Here is a 15,453-nt window from a genome sequence, read left to right as displayed (position 1 = left end):
GAGGCGGCCACCTTCGGCGCCATGCGGGCGCGGGCCGCCGACCTGGCGCCGGACGAGCGGCTCGGCCTCTTCCGCGACCGGCAGGCCTTCTTCCGCGACGGCCGCGCCGGGCAATGGCGCACCGTTCTCACCGCCGGGGACCGCGCGGCATACGACGCGCCGATCCGGCGGATCGCCTCGCCGCGACGGAGAGCCTGGCGGGAGAACGGCAACGAAACCGGTTACTGACCGTAATCCGCGGGGTCGAGCGTTCGCGTGCGCCGCCGGTATTCGGACGCCATTCCCGGCCAGTTCGTCACGATGCGGCCGCTCGCGGTGCGATACCAGCTCCGGCATCCGGCCCACACGCTGCGGGCCAGCCGCCACTGCATCTCGGCGTCATAGGTCGACGCGCGCCCGGGAAGCACCTCGAGCGGCCGCCCGGACGCCGCGATCCGCGCGACCGCCTGCACCAGATAGCGCGCCTGCGCCTCGTGGAAATAGATGACCGACGTGTTCCCCGTGTTCGTGTTCGGCCCGTACATCAGGAACAGGTTCGGAAAACCGGGAACGGCGACACCCAGATAGGCGTACGCCCCATCGCACCATTCCTGCTCGAGTTTGGCGCCCGCCCGCCCGGTGATGGACATCGGCGCCAGGAACTCGGTGGCCGCGAACCCGGTCGCGTACACGATGAGGTCGCATTCGTGCAGCGTCCCCTCGGCCGTCCGAATCCCGGCCGGCTCGATCCCGGTGATCGCCGAGGTGACCAGCGAGACGTCGTCGCGGGCGAGCGCGGGCAGCCAGGCGCTGGTGAACAGCACCCGTTTGCAGCCCATCGGCTCGGTCGGCGTCACCCGAGCCCGCAGTTCCCTGGACCGCACCTGAATGCGCCGCTGCGCCGTGGAGACGCCCCGCAGAAAGGCGCCCGCCACCGGATTCCCGGTCACCGCCTTTCCGGTCACCCACGTCATCGCCCAGGTCCCCGCCCGCGGCCCGCGCATCAACAACGGCATGCGACGGTACGCCGCGCGGCGGCCGGCCCCATACCGGCGGTCGGGCTTGGGCAGGGTCCAGGGCGCGCTGCGCTGAAAGACGGTGACGTGCGCCGCCCGCCCGGCGATCGCGGGCACGAGCTGAATGGCGCTGGCCCCGGTCCCGATGACCGCGACCCGTTGGCCGGCAACGTCGATCCCGTCATGCCATTGCGCGGTGTGCACCGCCGTTCCGGAAAAGGACCCGGCCCCGGGCAGAAGAGGCGTGGCCGGCCGGCTCAACTGGCCGACCGAGGGCACCAGAACGTCGGCCTCCAGATCGCCCGCCGAGGTGTGCACCCGCCAGCATTCGGCGTCCGCGTCCCATTCCGCGCCGGTCACCTCGGTGCCGAACCGCACCCTCGACACGATGCCGAGTCGCGTGGCGGTCCGGTGCAGATAGTCGAGGATCTCGCCGTGCGGCGGAAAGCGGCGCGACCACGAGGGATTGGGCGCGAACGAGTACGAGTAGAGCGGCGCCGGCACGTCGCAGGCGCACCCCGGATAGGAGTTGTCCCGCCACACCCCGCCGATCCCGGACGCCTTCTCCAGCAGCACGACGTCGGTGTGGCCGGCCCTCAGCAGCGCGGCCGCCGCGGCGATGCCCCCGAAACCGGCCCCGATCACGACCACCCGCGGCGGTCTCACCCCGCGGTCGCCCGGTCGTAGAGGGCGTCGACGCTTCCCGCGTACCGCCGCAGAACCGCGCCTCGCCGGACCTTCATGGTCGGGGTGACCAGGTCGCCGCCCGGCGGCCACACCTCGGGGAGCAGCTCGTAGGCGCGCACGTGCTCGGCCCGGGACAGCGTGGCGTTGGCGGCCGCGACCCCGGCCGCCACCGCGGCCCGGACGGCGGGGAGGGAAACGAGCTCCGACGGGCTGGAGAAGGCGATGCCGAGGGCGCCGGCCACCTCCGGATCGATCACGAGCAGCGCGGTCAGATAGGGCCGGGCGTCGCCGATCACCACCGCCTGCGCCAGCAGCGGGCAGGCGGTGCGCAGCGCGAGCTCGACCGCGGCCGGGGCGATGTTCTTGCCGCCCTCGGTGATCAGCAGCTCCTTCTTGCGGTCGACGACGCGCAGGTAGCCGTCGGGGTCGCGGGTCGCCACGTCGCCGGTGTGCAGCCAGCCGTCGGCGTCGATCGCGGCGGCCGTCTCCCCCGGCTGGTCGCGGTAGCCGCGCATGACCACCGGCCCGCGCACGAGCAGCTCGCCGTCGTCGAGCAGCCGCACCTCGAGCCCCGGGATGGGCAGCCCGATCGAGCCCGGCCGCACCTCGCCGAGCGGCACCATCGTCCCCATGCCGGACAGCTCGGACATGCCCCAGGCCTCGATCAGCGGGACGCCGATCGCGTTCACGAACTCGATGACCTCGGGCGGCGTCGGGGCCGCGGCCGTGACCGCCACCCGCACCTGGTCGAGGCCGAGCTTCGCCCGCAGCGGTCCCAGTACCTTGAGGTCGGCGGCGGCGTGCAGCGCGTCGAGGTCGGCCGGGATCTCGCCGGCGGCCCGCGCGCGCAGATATTGCCGCCCGATCTCCACGGACTGCTCGACGGCGGCGGCCATGACCGGGTCGGCCAGCCGCTTGATGCCGGCGACCAGGCGCAGCCAGACCTGCGGGACGCCGCCGAACAGCGTCGGGCGCACCTCGACCAGCGCGGCGGCGATCCGCCGGTGGTCGGTGAGGCAGGTGACCTCGGTGCCGGCCCAGAGATGCAGGTAGTGCGAGGCCCAGCGGTCGGCGATGTGGGCGGCGGGCAGGAACGAGATCAAACGATCACCCGGTCGTACGCCGACCAGCGGCGCCGTGGCCGAGACCATGGCCACCATGTTCGCGTGGGTGATCTCGACGCCCTTGGGGGTGCCGGTGGTGCCCGAGGTGTAGACCAGCGTGAGCAGGTCGTCCCCGGTCACCGCCGACGCCGCCGCCTCGAGGTCGAACCCCGGGACCACGAGGTCGGCGAGCGACACCGTGCTGCCGCCGCCGTCCTCGCCGTCGGGCTCGTGCTCGGTGCCCTCGCCGTCGCCGTCCTCTTCGGGGGGCGCCGTGCTGCCGCCGTCCTCGCCGGTCCCGACGCGGTCGCCGTCCTCGCCGTCCTCCGGCGGCGCGGTGCTGCCGCCGCCGTCCTCGCCGTCGCGGTCCTGCCGGTCGCCGTCGACCAGGACGAGCAGCCGCAGCGGGCCCGACGGATCGCCCAGGTGGCCGGCGATGGCCGGCGCCAGCAGGCGCACGGTGACGACGACCCGCGCGCCGGAGGCCCGCAGCAGATGGCCGAGCTGCTCCGGCGACGACGTGTTGTAGCAGGAGAACGGCACCGCGCCGAGGTGCTGGACGGCGGTGTCGGCGAAGTGGAACTCGGGCCGGTTCGTGAGCAGCAGCGCGACCGCGTCGCCCCGCTGCACGCCGCGCGCGGCGAGGCCGCCGGCGATCTCGGCGACCCGGGCGGCGTACTCGGACCAGGTGTAGGACGGACCGCCGCCGGCGGCGCGGAGAGCGACCTCGTCCCCGCGCGCGGCCACGGTCCGCGCGAACGCCGCCACCATGGTTCCCGGCGGCGCCGACTCATCGATAGTGGTAGATTCCAGGACGGTGTTGCGGGGGTGGCTCATGGCTTCCCCTCTCGGCGCGCCGATTCCTGCGCCCGAAAGTAGCAGCCTGTTGACACCCTGCCAATAGCGTCCGGCGGCTATCGGGCCACGATCGCCACACCCGCCGCGGCGTCCCCTTTCCGCACCGTGCTGTAGGCGCCGAGCACGACGGCGAAGGTCAGCAGCACGCCCGCGAGGACGAGCAGCGCCCGGGTGCGCCGTCCGGTGTAGAGCGCGGCCACGCCCGAAACGGAGCCCATGATCGCGCCGATCAGCGCTACCCAATCCACGCGTCCATGGTGCTGCGTTTTGATGTTGCCGGCCGTCACTCGATGGGGGGATTGGCCCGGGCCGCCCACGCGCAGATCGCGGCCAGCGGCTCCTGGAGGGTCTTGCCGAGCTCGGTCAGCGCGTACTCGACGTGCTGCGGCGGCGTCTCCTTGAGCACCCGGCGCTGCACGAGGCCGTCGCTCTCCATGTCGCGCAGCGTCTCGGTCAGCACCTTCTGGCTGATCCCGGCGACCCGGCGGCGCAGCTCGGCATGCCGCTGCGGCCCCGCCAGCAGCGCGTAGACCAGCAGCACCCGCCATTTCGAGGCGAGCCGTTCCAGGGCCTGCCGGGTCGTGCAGCCCTCCTCGAGCACGTCCGGGATGACCAGCGCCATATACGCACCTCGAAGTGCCTTCTGTCCGGGCGTGGCCGGACGACCTACCGTCGAGCCCACGATAGACGGCGAAGGGAACGGCACATGTCTGCACGGGTCACGTTCGAGGCCGACGGCGTCGAGCTGGTCGGCAACCTCGCGCTGGCCTCCGAGGGCGCTCCCGCGGTCGCGCTGACCGGCCCCTTCACCGGGGTCAAGGAACAGGTCATCGGCACGTACGCCGAGAAGCTGCACCGCCTCGGGATCAGCACCCTGGCCTTCGACCACCGCGGGTTCGGCGAGAGCGGCGGCCGGCGCGCGCACGAGGACAGCCAGGGCAAGCTCGCCGATCTGCGGGCGGCGGTGAGTCTGCTGTCGGCGCACACCGACCGGGTCGGCGTGGTCGGCGTCTGCCTCGGCGGCGGGTACGCGGTGCGGGCCGCCGCCGCCGACCCGCGCGTGAAGGCGGTGGCCGGGATCGCGGGCGCCTACAACAGCCCGGTCCGGTTCAGCGCCGGCGACCCGTCCGGCTACCGGGAGGCGCTGGCGTCCTTCCTCGAGCGCTACGACGAGGAGCTGCCGGCCGTCGCCCCGGGCGGCGCGACCGCGGCGATGGGCGGGGACGAGCCGTACGAGTACTACGGCACCGCCCGGTCGAAGGCCGAGCACTGGGAGAACCGGGTCACCTACGGCTCGCTGCACTCGCTGATGACCTTCGACGCACTGGGCGCGGCGCCGCTGCTGACCGGCACACCGCTGCTGGTGGTGCACGGGCGCGTCGACGCGTACTGCTCCCCTTCGCTCGCCGAGGCTCTGTACGACGAGGCAACCGGACCGAAGGAGATGCTCTGGCTGGACGCGCGGCAGCACATCGATCTCTACGACGTCGAGCCGTACGTCTCGCGGGCCGCCGAGGCCGCCGCCGCGTTCCTCCACCAGCACCTATGACGTTTCGAGCAGCAGCCTCGCGCAGGTGACCGGGTCGTCGGCGAACGGCAGGTGGCCGCAGCCCGCGAGGCGTACGTGCCGGGCCCCGGGAAGCACCTCGCGGGCCCGCGCCGCCTGCCGGTAGGGCAGCACCAGGTCGCGGTCGCCCCAGGCGATGGTGATCGGCACGTCCGGGATCGGCTCGGTCAGCCGCCAGGACCCGAGCGCCCGGCGGGCGGCGGTGAAGCCGGGGGCGGCGACCAGGGCGCGCGCGTCCTCGAGGCACTCGGCCGGCGGCAACGAGGCGGGACGGCCGTAGAAGATGCCGCACAACGCGACCCGGCCCGCGCGGGTGGCGAACAGCCTCGGGAGGGCCGGGCTCAGCGCGCCGCCTCCGGCCCGGGCGGCGGTGACGACCGTGCGGCACCAGGCCGCGCCCCGATCGGAGAAGAAGCCGACCGGCGAGAACGCCACCACCGACCGGGCCACGCCCCGGCGGGCCAGCTCGAGCGCGACGCCGCCGCCGAGCGAGCTGCCGCCGATCGCCGGCCGGTCGACGCCGAGCCCGGCGAGGAACTCCGCCACCCGGTCGGCCAGATGCGGCACCGACCCGGCGACGCCGTCGTGCGGGCTGCCCCCGAAGCCCGGCAGGTCGAGGGCGATCACGTCGTGGTGGGCGGCGAGCCGGTCGAGAACGGGTCGCCACACCTGCCAGCGGCTGCCGATGCCGTGCACGAGGACGATCGGGCGGCCACTCCCCGGCTTTCCTCGTCGTTCGTGATGCACCGCGCCTCCCCTTGTTGACATGTTGCCAACAACGGTGCCACCGTACGCCATGGCGCATGACTTCGACGTCGTCATCATCGGCTCCGGGTTCGGCGGCAGCGTCAGCGCGCTACGCCTGACCGAGAAGGGCTACCGGGTCGCGGTCCTCGAGGCGGGCCGCCGCTTCGCCGACGACGAGTTCGCCCCGACGTCCTGGCGGCTGCGCCGCTACCTCTACGCCCCGGCGCTCGGCTGCTACGGCATCCTCCGGCTGACCCTGCTGCGCCACGCCCTGATCATGTCGGGCGCCGGGGTGGGTGGTGGGTCGCTCGGCTACGCGAACACCCTGTACGAGCCGCCGGACAGCTTCTTCGACGATCCGCAGTGGTCGGCCATCACCGACTGGAAATCCGAGCTGGCCCCGTTCTACGACCAGGCCAAGCGGATGCTGGGCGTGACCGTGAACCCGGTCGAGACGGCCGCCGACCGCGCGCTGAAGTCGGTGGCCGACGACCTGGGCGTGGGGCACACCTATCGCCGCACGCCCGTCGGGGTTCTCTTCTCCGCCGATCGGCCCGACCCGTTCTTCGGCGGGGCCGGGCCCGAGCGCCGGCCGTGCACGCTGTGCGGGGCGTGCATGACCGGGTGCCGGGTCGGTGCGAAGAACACGCTGGTGAAGAACTATCTGTATCTGGCCGAGCAGGCGGGCGCCGAGGTGCGGGCCATGACGACGGTCACCGATCTGCGATTGCTCGGTGGTGGGGGCTTCTCCATCCGTACCCGCAAAACCGGCGGAATCGCCCAGGGTGAGGTCACCGCCCAGCAGGTCATTTTCGCAGCCGGTGCGCTCGGCACGCAGCGCTTGCTGCATCGCTTGCGGGACCGGGGACGCCTGCCGGGCATCTCGGCGCGCCTCGGCGAGCTCAGCCGCACCAACTCGGAGTCGATTCTCGGCGCCCGGGCCCGCGCGCGTGACGCCGATTTCAGCAAGGGCGTCGCCATCACGTCATCGATCCATCCCGACCCGGCCACCCATGTCGAGCCGGTGCGCTACGGCCGGGGCAGCAACCTGCTGGCGCTGCTGGCGACGGTGCTGGTCGACGACACGGGCGGGCGATCGCGGCTGCTGGCGGGGGTGAAAGCGCTCGTCCGCGGCCGGAAGGACCTGCGTCTGCTGATCTCGCCGCGCAAATGGTCGCAGCAGACGATCGTGCTGCTCGGGATGCAACCGCTGGACAACTCCATCACGCTCTTCCGGCGGCGCGGGCGGCTGCGCAGCAAGCCGGGCGTGGGCGAGCCCAACCCGGTGTGGGTGCCGGCCGCGCACGACGTGGCCCGGCGGGTGGCCGGCAAGATCGACGGGGTGCCGCTGGGCGCCGTGACCGAGCTGATCGGCCGGCCGGTCACCGGGCATTTCATCGGCGGCTGCGCGATCGGCGCGGTTATCGACCCCTACCATCGCCTGTACGGCCACCCGGGCGTCCACGTGATCGACGGTTCCGCGGTGGCGGCCAACCTGGGCGTGAACCCGTCGCTGACCATCACGGCGCTCGCCGAGCGTGCCGTCAGCATGTGGCCCAACGCCGGCTCGCCCGACCCGCGACCGGCCCTCGGCGACCCCTATCGACGCATCGCACCCGTTCCGCCCGTGCGCCCCGCCGTGCCGCCCACGGCGCCGGGAGCGTTGCGGCTCGCCGGCCCAGAACCAGGCTGATGGGCTCTGGGCCGGCGCGCCTCGGCCACAGGGTGCCGCCGCACCCCGCGGGCCGGTCCTATTCGAGGGTGATGCCGGTGGCGATGCAGGCGACCCCGTCCGGGACGTTGCCGGTCTGCGTCGGCTCCCCGCTCGTCACGCCCTTGAACAGCGCGCACACGTTCTTGGCCGTGCCGCCGACGATGGTCGCGCCGGTGATCGTCGCGGTGTCCCCGAGGTTGGGGTTGATGCCGACCAGCGTCTTCAGCGGGGCGGTCACCGTGACGTTCGAGACCTGCACGTGCCGGGCGAACTGCTTCGAGCAGTTGCCGCACGAGCGGTAGAGCTTGCCGATGTCGGCCGCCTGGAAGTCCTTGATGACGAACGTCCCCGGCCCGTTGTGCTGGAACACCTTGTCCGACGCGTGCATCGCCCCGCCGCCGACGACGGTCATGGTCTGCGACGCCGAGGTGCCCTTGAACGTGGCCGCGTCCTCGCCCACGTCCCGCCACCAGACGTTGCGCAGGGTGCAGCTGCCGAGGCAGTGCACGCCGTCGGCGGCCGGGGCGCCGATGACGACGTTGGCCAGCGTGGCGCCGTCGGCCAGGTCGAACAGCGGGTCCTGGCCCTCGCCCTGGCCGCCGTCGCCGAGGTCTCCCCCGCCGATGAACTCGGCGTTGCCACCGTCGAAGGTGCCGGTCACCGCCTTGGTGGCGGTCAGCGTGGTGGTGGCGGTCGGCGTCGGCCAGGTGGCGGGTTCTGCCGTCGCGGTCGGCGATGCCGTCGCGGTCGGCGATGCCGTCGCGGTCGGCGATGCCGTCGCGGTCGGCGATGCCGTCGCGGACTTTGTTGCGCTCGGGGTCGTCGTGGGCGCTCCCGTCGCGCCGGTCACCGCGACGTCGTCGAACGATGCCGACGCCGCCGCCGTGATCAGCCCGATCCGGCCCTGGGTCAGCTTCGTGGCCCCGCTGCCGACGCGCACACCGTCCACATAGCCGGTCACGGTCCCGCCCGACACGTCGATCCGCAGCGTGTGCCAGGCCCCGGCGGCCGACGACAGCGTCGTGCTGCCGAGCACGGTGACGGCCGACCCGCGTACCTCCTCGAGCCGCGCCGCACCCGGCGCGAGCACCACCCGGTCGAACTCGTGCGCCCCGCCCGCCCGCGCCGCGATCCCGGCCGCGCTGCCCGCCCCGCCGAGCGAGGCCGCCTTCACCGAGGCGGTCAGCGTGTAGTCGGTCCACCCGCTGTCCCCGGCGAACTCCCGGGCCAGCGCGCTCCCCGCGTCCGCCTGCCGCAGCGCCTTGGTGCCGTCGGTGACGACCGCCCAGCTGCCACCGGACTTCGACCACCCGCTCGCGTCGCCGTCCTCGAAGTTGTCGCTCAGCGACGCCGCCGTGCTTCCGGCGAACGCCGTCGCCGTGATGCCGGCGGCCGCCGCCACGACGGCCGCGAAGCCACCGGCGATGACCGCCCGGCGCCCTTTTTCTCCGTGCTTCATCCGTGCGCTCCTCCAGATCAACGTCCTTCGCGATCTAGTGGTCCGGCGGCCCGGAAAGGTTGCCCGGAGATCGAAGAAAATTTGAACTTGAACCTGACCCCGCGTCAGGACCTAGCGTTCGGGACATGACCGAACAGCAATGGCGGATCGGCGAGCTGGCCCGGGCGACCCGGGTGACCGTGCGGGCCCTGCACCACTACGACCGGCTGGGTCTGCTGGTGCCGTCGGCGCGCACGGCGGGCGGGCATCGCTGCTACACCGGCGGCGACGTCCGCCGGCTGCACATGATCCTGGCGTTGCGCGAGTTCGGCCTGTCGCTGCGCGACATAGCGGCGACCCTGGCGGCCGGCGCCGAGGACCAGAGGGAAATCCTCGAGCGCCAGCTCGCCGCGACCGAGGAACGCATCCGTCAGGCCCAGCAGGTACGCGCAAGCCTGCGCCGGCTGCTCGACGGCATGCAGGACACGGACCAGTTCGTCACGTTGATCGAGGAGATGGTCACGATGAGCCAGCCGTTGACACCCGAGCAGATCGAGGAGATGAACCGCCACCGCCGGGAACAGTCCGCATTGCTGACCCCCGAGGAGCGGGCCGAGATGAGCCGGAAGCGGGCCGAGGGCTGGGCCGCCCTGCCGGAGGAGCAGCAAGCCGAGATGGTCCGCACCCGGGCCCGCCTGATGGGAGGCTGACGCCCGGCGCCGTATGGGTGACAACAGCTCTGCTCACCAATACGCACCACGCACGCCAAGGTGAGCAGAGCGACAACAGCTCTGCTCACCCATACGCACCACGCACGCCAAGGTGAGCAGAGCGACAACAGCTCTGCTCACCAATACGCACCACGCACGCCAAGGTGAGCAGAGCAACACCAGCTCTGCTCACCTATACGCGCGGCCGATCAGCGCGACAACCTCAGCGCGAAGCGCCCGCGCGGCGCTTCGTCCAGACGTCGAAGGCCACCGCCGCCAGCAGGACGGCGCCCTTCACGAGCATGACCCGCTCCGACGGGGCGCCGATCAGGCTCATGCCGTTGTTGATGACGCCCATGATCAGGCCACCGGTGATCGCGCCCACGACCTTGCCGACGCCGCCCTGGACGGCCGCGCCGCCGATGAACGCCGCCGCGATCGCGTCCAGCTCGAACTGGTTGCCGGCGGTCGGGTTCGCCTGGTTGAGCCGGCCGGCGAAGATGATGCCGGCCAGCGCCGACAGCACGCCCATGTTCACGAAGATCCAGAAGACGATCGACTTGACCTTCACGCCGGACAGCGTGGCCGCCTGCAGGTTGCCGCCGACCGCGTAGATCTGGCGGCCGAAGACCGTCCGGTTGGCCAGCAGCGAGTAGCCGAGCACCAGCCCGGCCAGCAGCACGAGCACCCACGGCAGGTTGCGGAACCGGGCCAGCTGCACGACCACGAACATGACCACGACGGCGGCCACCACGATCTTCGCGATGAACACCGGGAACGGATCGACCGCCTGGCCGTAGCGCAGCCGGCCGGCCCGCGAGCGCCACTGGGTCGCCACGATGCCGGCCACCGCGATCACGCCGATCAGCAGGCTGAACAGGTCGGCGCCGCCGAGTGCGCCGAGCCCGACGTTGCCGAGGTAACCGTGGGTGAACCCGTTGGAGAGGGTGCGGACCGCATCCGGGAACGGGCCGATGCCCCGGTTGCCGAGGATGGACAGCGTGATCGCCCGGAACAGCAGCATGCCGGCGAGCGTGACGATGAACGCCGGGATGCCGAAGTAGGCGACCCAGTAGCCCTGCCACGCGCCGATCAGCGCACCGAACACCAGCGTGATCACGAGCGCGACCGGCCACGCCATGTGGTGCTCGACCATCAGGACGCCGGAGATCGCGCCACATGCCGCCACGATCGAGCCCACGGACAGGTCGATGTGGCCCGCGATGATCACCAGGATCATCCCGATCGCCAGGATCAGGATGTACGAGTTCTGGACGATGATGTTGCTGATGTTCTGCGGCGCGAGCATGTCGCCGCCGGTCAGCACCGTGAACAGCAGCACGATCAGCGCGAACGCGATGTAGATCCCGCTCTGCCGCAGGTTGATCGAGAAGCGACGGCCGCCGGGGGACGGTTCCGCGGGCGCCGGTGCGGTGTCCAGGGCGAGGTCGGCATTGGTGGGAGCGGTCATGACGGTTCCTGTCCGGCGGTCATCAGGGTCATCAGGCCCTCCTGGGTGGCCTCGGCGCGCGGCACCTCACCGGTGATCCGGCCGGCCGAGAGGGTGTAGATGCGGTCGCACAACCCGAGCAGCTCGGGCAGCTCGCTGGAGATGACCAGGACGGCCTTCCCCTCGTCGGCGAGCCGGTTGATGATCGTGTAGATCTCGTACTTGGCGCCGACGTCGATGCCGCGGGTCGGCTCGTCGAGGATCAGCACGTCCGGATCGGTGAAGATCCATTTGGACAGCACTACCTTCTGCTGGTTGCCGCCGGAGAGCTTGCCGGTGACGCTCAGGACGCTCGGCGCCTTGATGTTCAACGACTTCCGGTACCCGTCGGCGATCTTGAATTCCTCGTTGTCGTCGACCCAGCCCCGGCGCGAGAGCCGTCCGAGGCCGGCCGCGGAGACGTTCCGCTTGATGTCCTCGATCAGGTTCAGGCCGTATCGCTTGCGGTCCTCCGTCGCGTACGCGATGCCGTGTTTGATCGCGTCCCGCACCGACCGCAGGCGAATCTCCTTGCCGTCCTTGAAGATGCGCCCGCTGATGTTCGCGCCGTAGGCGCGGCCGAAGACGCTCATCGCCAGCTCGGTCCGGCCGGCGCCCATGAGGCCGGCAAGCCCGACGATTTCGCCACGCCGGAGCGACAGGGACGCCTTGTCCACCAACAGCCGGCCGTGCTGGGTCGGTGAGTGGACAGTCCAGTCCTCGACGCGGAAGATCTCCTCCCCCACGCTCGAGACGTGCGGCGGGAACCGGTGATCGAGATCCCGGCCGACCATCCCCGAGATGATCTTGTTCTCGGTCAGGTCGGCAACCGCCGAGGACGAGACCGTCTTGCCGTCGCGCAGGATGGTCACGCGATCGGCGATCGACAGCACCTCGTTCAGCTTGTGCGAGATGATCACGCAGGTGATGCCGGAGTCGCGCAGCCCCCGCAGCAGATCGAGCAGGTGTGCCGAGTCCTCGTCGTTGAGCGCCGCAGTCGGCTCGTCGAGGATCAGCAGCCGCACCTCCTTGGAGAGCGCCTTCGCGATCTCCACCAGCTGCTGCTTGCCGACGCCGAGGTCGAGCACCTGGGTGACCGGGTTCTCGTCGAGCCCGACCCGGCGCAGCAGCTCCGCGGCCGCGGCGTTGGTCTTGTTCCAGTCGATGATGCCCCGCTTCGCCTGCTCGTTGCCGAGAAAGATGTTCTCGGCGATGGAGAGGTTCGACGCGAGGGCGAGCTCCTGGTGGATGATCACGATGCCGCGGTGCTCGCTGTCGCGAATGCCGCCGAACCGGCAGGGCTCGCCGTCGAAGGTGATCTCACCTTCATAGTCTCCGTACGGGTAGACGCCGGAAAGCACCTTCATCAAGGTGGACTTCCCGGCGCCGTTCTCCCCGCAGATCGCGTGGATCTCGCCGCGGAGCACCGCCAAGTTCACGTCCGACAGGGCCTTGACCCCGGGGAACGTCTTGGTGATGCCCCGCATCGAGAGGATGGTGTCGCTCATTACCCGAGCTGCGCCTGGGTGTAGTAGCCGCCGTCCACCAGGACCTTCTGGTAGTTGGTCTTGTCGACGATCACCGACTGCAGCAGCTGCGACGGGACGACCTTGTTGCCGTTGTCGTAGTCGGTGGTGTTGTTGACCGTGGGCTTCTGACCCTTGAGCACGGCGTCGGCCATCGCGACCGTGGTCTTGGCCAGCTCGCGGGTGTCCTTGTAGATCGTGGAGTACTGCTCACCCGCGATGATCGACTTGACCGACGCGAGCTCGGCGTCCTGACCCGTGACCACCGGGTACTTCTGCGCGGCCGTGCCGTAGCCGTTGCTCTTCAGCGCCGACAGGATGCCGATCGAGAGGCCGTCGTAGGGCGACAGCACGCCGTCGACCTTGGCGCCACCCTTGTAGGTCGAGGTCAGCAGGTCCTCCATGCGCTTCTGCGCGGTCGCCGGGTCCCAGCGGAGGATCGCGACGGTCTTGAAGTCGGTCTGCTTGCTCTTGACCACGATCGTGCCGCTGTCGATGTACGGCTTGAGCACCGTCATCGCACCGTTGAAGAAGAACGTCGCGTTGTTGTCGTCCGGCGAGCCGGCGAACAGCTCGACGTTGAACGGGCCCTTGGCCGTGCCCTTCGACCCGTCCGCGTTGAGCACCTTGAGACCGGTCAGCAGCGAGGTCGCCTGCTGCACGCCGACCTTGGCGTTGTCGAACGTGGCGTAGTAGTCCACGTTCGGGCTGTTGCGGATCAGGCGGTCGTACGCGATGACCGGGATGTTGTTGGCCTTCGCGTTCTCCAGCTGGGTGGTGATCGCGGTGCCGTCGATCGAGGCGATGATCAGCAGCTTGGCGCCCTTGGTGATCTGGTTGTCCAGCTGCTGGGTCTGGGTGGGGATGTCGTTCTCGGCGTACTGGAGGTCGACCTGGTAGCCGAGGGCCTCGAGCTGCTTCTTCAGGTTGTCACCGTCCGAGATCCACCGCTCGGAGGACTTGGTGGGCATGGTGACACCGATCAGCGCGCCCTTGGTGTCGCCTCCCGAGGCCGCCTTGTCGGCGGTCTTCTCGCTCGAGCCACAGGCCGCGAGGGCGGCGGTAAGGACGACGGCGGAGGCGACGGCCCCCATCCGGGAAAATCTCATTGCGCTTAACTCCTTTGTCGGGGGCAGCGGCGTGGCGTCGAGTGTGAACGCTAACAACGACGGTGTCAACGATTCTCGCAACGTGAGCGACATGTTCGGGAAACTTGTTTCCCAAACGTTGCCGAGCGCGGCAGAGTCCGAATTGTTATCGATAACAGACGGTGTTCGTCAGTCCAGCCAACCGAGACGGGCGACGTGAAAACCGAGCTGCATGCGGGTGCGCCCGCCGGTCATCTCCATCAGGTGCCGCACCCGCCGCTGGACCGTGCGTAACGACGTGCCGAGATGCGTCGCGACGGCCTCGTCGGTCAGCCCGGTCATCAGCAGGCTCACGATCCGCGCGTCCAGCTCGTCGAGCTCGGGCGTCCGCACGACCGCGGCCGCGTCCCGCCACTCCGACTCGAAGAGCGCCGAAAGAGCATCGAGCAGACCTTTTTCCCGTACGAGGAGAGCTCCCGGCCCGTGCCCCGCAAGTGGCATCAGCGCTTGTTCGCGATCGGCGATGAGCAGCTTGCACGGCAGGCTCTCGGCGATCCGGATCTCCTCGCCGGCCGCGCGCGCCGCCACGATCCGCTCGAACGCCCCCGGCTCCTCGTCGAGCATCGCCCGCTCGAACACCACCCGGTAACGCACTCCGCGGGCCACGGCGCTGTCCTCCTCGACGTTCTCGGCCGCGCTGATCAGCGAGATCGGCGCCTTGACCAGCGTCATGACCTCGTCGCGCGCGCCGAGCTGAAGCCGCCCGAACACCTCCCGCACCGCGGCCGCCCCGAGCACCACGTCGACCACGCCCGGCGCCCCGCGGCGCTGGGCCGCCGCCCGGTAGACCTCGTCGAGCACCCCCAGCTCGGCCTCGGCCCGCTGCAGCTCCTCCCGCCGGCGACGCAGCGAGTCGCGCAGCGTGGTGGCCGGCGGCGTGGCCACGAACCGCTCGGCGTCCCCGAGGCTGCGCACGGCCAGCCCCGCCGCCTCGAGCCCGGCGAGCAGGTCGCGGGCCTCCGCGCCGGAGATGCTCAGCAGCGTCGCGAACTCGGCGGCCGCCGCCGACGGCACGGTGATCAGGGCGCGGTAGGCCGCCGCCTGGTCGGCCCCGAGGCCCAGCACATCCGCCTGCATGGCGTCTCCCCGCCTCCGAGATCGGGCTGAAGTGTGGCGGATTTACGCCAGGAACGGAAGCCGCCGTCACCGATCCGTTGCCGAGCATCGCGCCGGTGCCGGATCGTCGCGGTAACCCGCCACGTCGAAGGATGCGCATGCGACGATCTCCGCCGCCCGACCCGGCCGCCGCGGCCGTGGCGGCGGCGCTCGTGGTGGTCGATGACGGTCCGAGGCGGCGGACCGAGTGGGCCGGCCCGGTCCCGCCGGTTCCGATCGCCGCGACCCAGGGGCGCGGCCCGATCGTGGCGGGGGGGGACGGCCTGACCCCGCCTCGGGGGGGTTCCCCCGCCAACCCTGCCCCTCGGGCCGTGACACCAGTGGTTCAAAAGGGGATTCCAGTCTCCCAGACAAG

Annotated in this window: 14 protein-coding genes; 4 read left to right on the top strand and 10 right to left on the bottom strand. The window is 71.1% G+C overall.

Translation table 11 applies throughout. The features are described from left to right. Nucleotides 1-21 precede the first annotated feature (21 nt). On the top strand, nt 22-228 hold the full coding sequence (locus ACZ6TB_RS48050) for a hypothetical protein (RefSeq protein WP_465568370.1): 207 nt from the start codon (nt 22-24) through the stop codon (nt 226-228). On the opposite strand, the gene ACZ6TB_RS48045 is transcribed toward ACZ6TB_RS48050, so the two are convergent. The 4 genes from ACZ6TB_RS48045 to ACZ6TB_RS48030 all read right to left on the bottom strand — a co-directional run bounded on the left by ACZ6TB_RS48045 (nt 222) and on the right by ACZ6TB_RS48030 (nt 4,265). Then, entirely contained in the window at nt 222-1,661 is a 1,440-nt protein-coding gene (locus tag ACZ6TB_RS48045) for a flavin-containing monooxygenase (protein WP_465568367.1), read from the bottom strand. The two genes, ACZ6TB_RS48050 and ACZ6TB_RS48045, sit on opposite strands and share 7 nt — an antisense overlap. Then, on the bottom strand, nt 1,658-3,622 hold the full coding sequence (locus ACZ6TB_RS48040) for an AMP-dependent synthetase/ligase (RefSeq protein ID WP_465568364.1): 1,965 nt from the start codon (nt 3,620-3,622) through the stop codon (nt 1,658-1,660). Before ACZ6TB_RS48040 ends, ACZ6TB_RS48045 begins: the two co-directional genes overlap by 4 nt. Before the next feature lie 77 nt (nt 3,623-3,699). Next, nucleotides 3,700-3,891: a hypothetical protein gene (locus ACZ6TB_RS48035; protein ID WP_465568362.1), complete on the bottom strand. Its 192-nt coding sequence runs from the start codon at nt 3,889-3,891 to the stop codon at nt 3,700-3,702. A gap of 35 nt (nt 3,892-3,926) precedes the next feature. Continuing rightward, nucleotides 3,927-4,265: a winged helix-turn-helix transcriptional regulator gene (locus ACZ6TB_RS48030; protein WP_465568359.1), complete on the bottom strand. Its 339-nt coding sequence runs from the start codon at nt 4,263-4,265 to the stop codon at nt 3,927-3,929. Nucleotides 4,266-4,349: 84 nt separating this feature from the next. Here ACZ6TB_RS48030 and ACZ6TB_RS48025 point away from each other — a divergent pair, with 84 nt between their 5' ends. Beyond that, a complete protein-coding gene (locus tag ACZ6TB_RS48025; RefSeq protein ID WP_465568357.1) occupies nt 4,350-5,192 on the top strand; it encodes an alpha/beta hydrolase in 843 nt (280 codons plus the stop codon). Here ACZ6TB_RS48025 and ACZ6TB_RS48020 read toward each other — a convergent pair. Further along, nucleotides 5,187-5,957: an alpha/beta fold hydrolase gene (locus ACZ6TB_RS48020; RefSeq protein ID WP_465568354.1), complete on the bottom strand. Its 771-nt coding sequence runs from the start codon at nt 5,955-5,957 to the stop codon at nt 5,187-5,189. The two genes, ACZ6TB_RS48025 and ACZ6TB_RS48020, sit on opposite strands and share 6 nt — an antisense overlap. A gap of 49 nt (nt 5,958-6,006) precedes the next feature. Between ACZ6TB_RS48020 and ACZ6TB_RS48015 the strand changes: the two genes are divergently transcribed. Further along, the gene (locus tag ACZ6TB_RS48015; RefSeq protein WP_465568351.1) at nt 6,007-7,650 is read left to right on the top strand and encodes a GMC oxidoreductase; all 1,644 of its coding nucleotides are present in this window, start codon (nt 6,007-6,009) and stop codon (nt 7,648-7,650) included. Nucleotides 7,651-7,708: 58 nt separating this feature from the next. Here ACZ6TB_RS48015 and ACZ6TB_RS48010 read toward each other — a convergent pair whose 3' ends face one another. Next, nucleotides 7,709-9,130, bottom strand: a complete 1,422-nt coding sequence (locus ACZ6TB_RS48010; RefSeq protein ID WP_465568348.1) for a pectate lyase — start codon at nt 9,128-9,130, stop codon at nt 7,709-7,711. A gap of 125 nt (nt 9,131-9,255) precedes the next feature. On the opposite strand from ACZ6TB_RS48010, the gene ACZ6TB_RS48005 reads away from it, so the two are divergent. Further along, a complete protein-coding gene (locus ACZ6TB_RS48005; RefSeq protein WP_465568345.1) occupies nt 9,256-9,819 on the top strand; it encodes a MerR family transcriptional regulator in 564 nt (187 codons plus the stop codon). A gap of 223 nt (nt 9,820-10,042) precedes the next feature. Here ACZ6TB_RS48005 and mmsB read toward each other — a convergent pair whose 3' ends face one another. From mmsB to ACZ6TB_RS47985, 4 genes are all read right to left on the bottom strand, one after another. Continuing rightward, the gene (gene mmsB, locus ACZ6TB_RS48000) at nt 10,043-11,290 is read right to left on the bottom strand and encodes a multiple monosaccharide ABC transporter permease (RefSeq protein WP_465568342.1); all 1,248 of its coding nucleotides are present in this window, start codon (nt 11,288-11,290) and stop codon (nt 10,043-10,045) included. Continuing rightward, nucleotides 11,287-12,816 (bottom strand): multiple monosaccharide ABC transporter ATP-binding protein, encoded by a 1,530-nt coding sequence (gene mmsA, locus ACZ6TB_RS47995; RefSeq protein ID WP_465568340.1) that lies wholly within the window; start codon nt 12,814-12,816, stop codon nt 11,287-11,289. Before mmsA ends, mmsB begins: the two co-directional genes overlap by 4 nt. Next, a complete protein-coding gene (gene chvE, locus ACZ6TB_RS47990; RefSeq protein WP_465568337.1) occupies nt 12,816-13,928 on the bottom strand; it encodes a multiple monosaccharide ABC transporter substrate-binding protein in 1,113 nt (370 codons plus the stop codon). Before chvE ends, mmsA begins: the two co-directional genes overlap by 1 nt. A 183-nt stretch (nt 13,929-14,111) precedes the next feature. Then, nucleotides 14,112-15,059 (bottom strand): hypothetical protein, encoded by a 948-nt coding sequence (locus tag ACZ6TB_RS47985; RefSeq protein WP_465568334.1) that lies wholly within the window; start codon nt 15,057-15,059, stop codon nt 14,112-14,114. Nucleotides 15,060-15,453 lie beyond the last annotated feature (394 nt).

The sequence above is a fragment of the Actinoplanes sp. NPDC051537 genome, assembly GCF_055586105.1.
The sequence above is the reverse complement of the archived record's forward strand: the minus strand, read 5'-3'. Positions and strand labels throughout refer to the sequence as shown.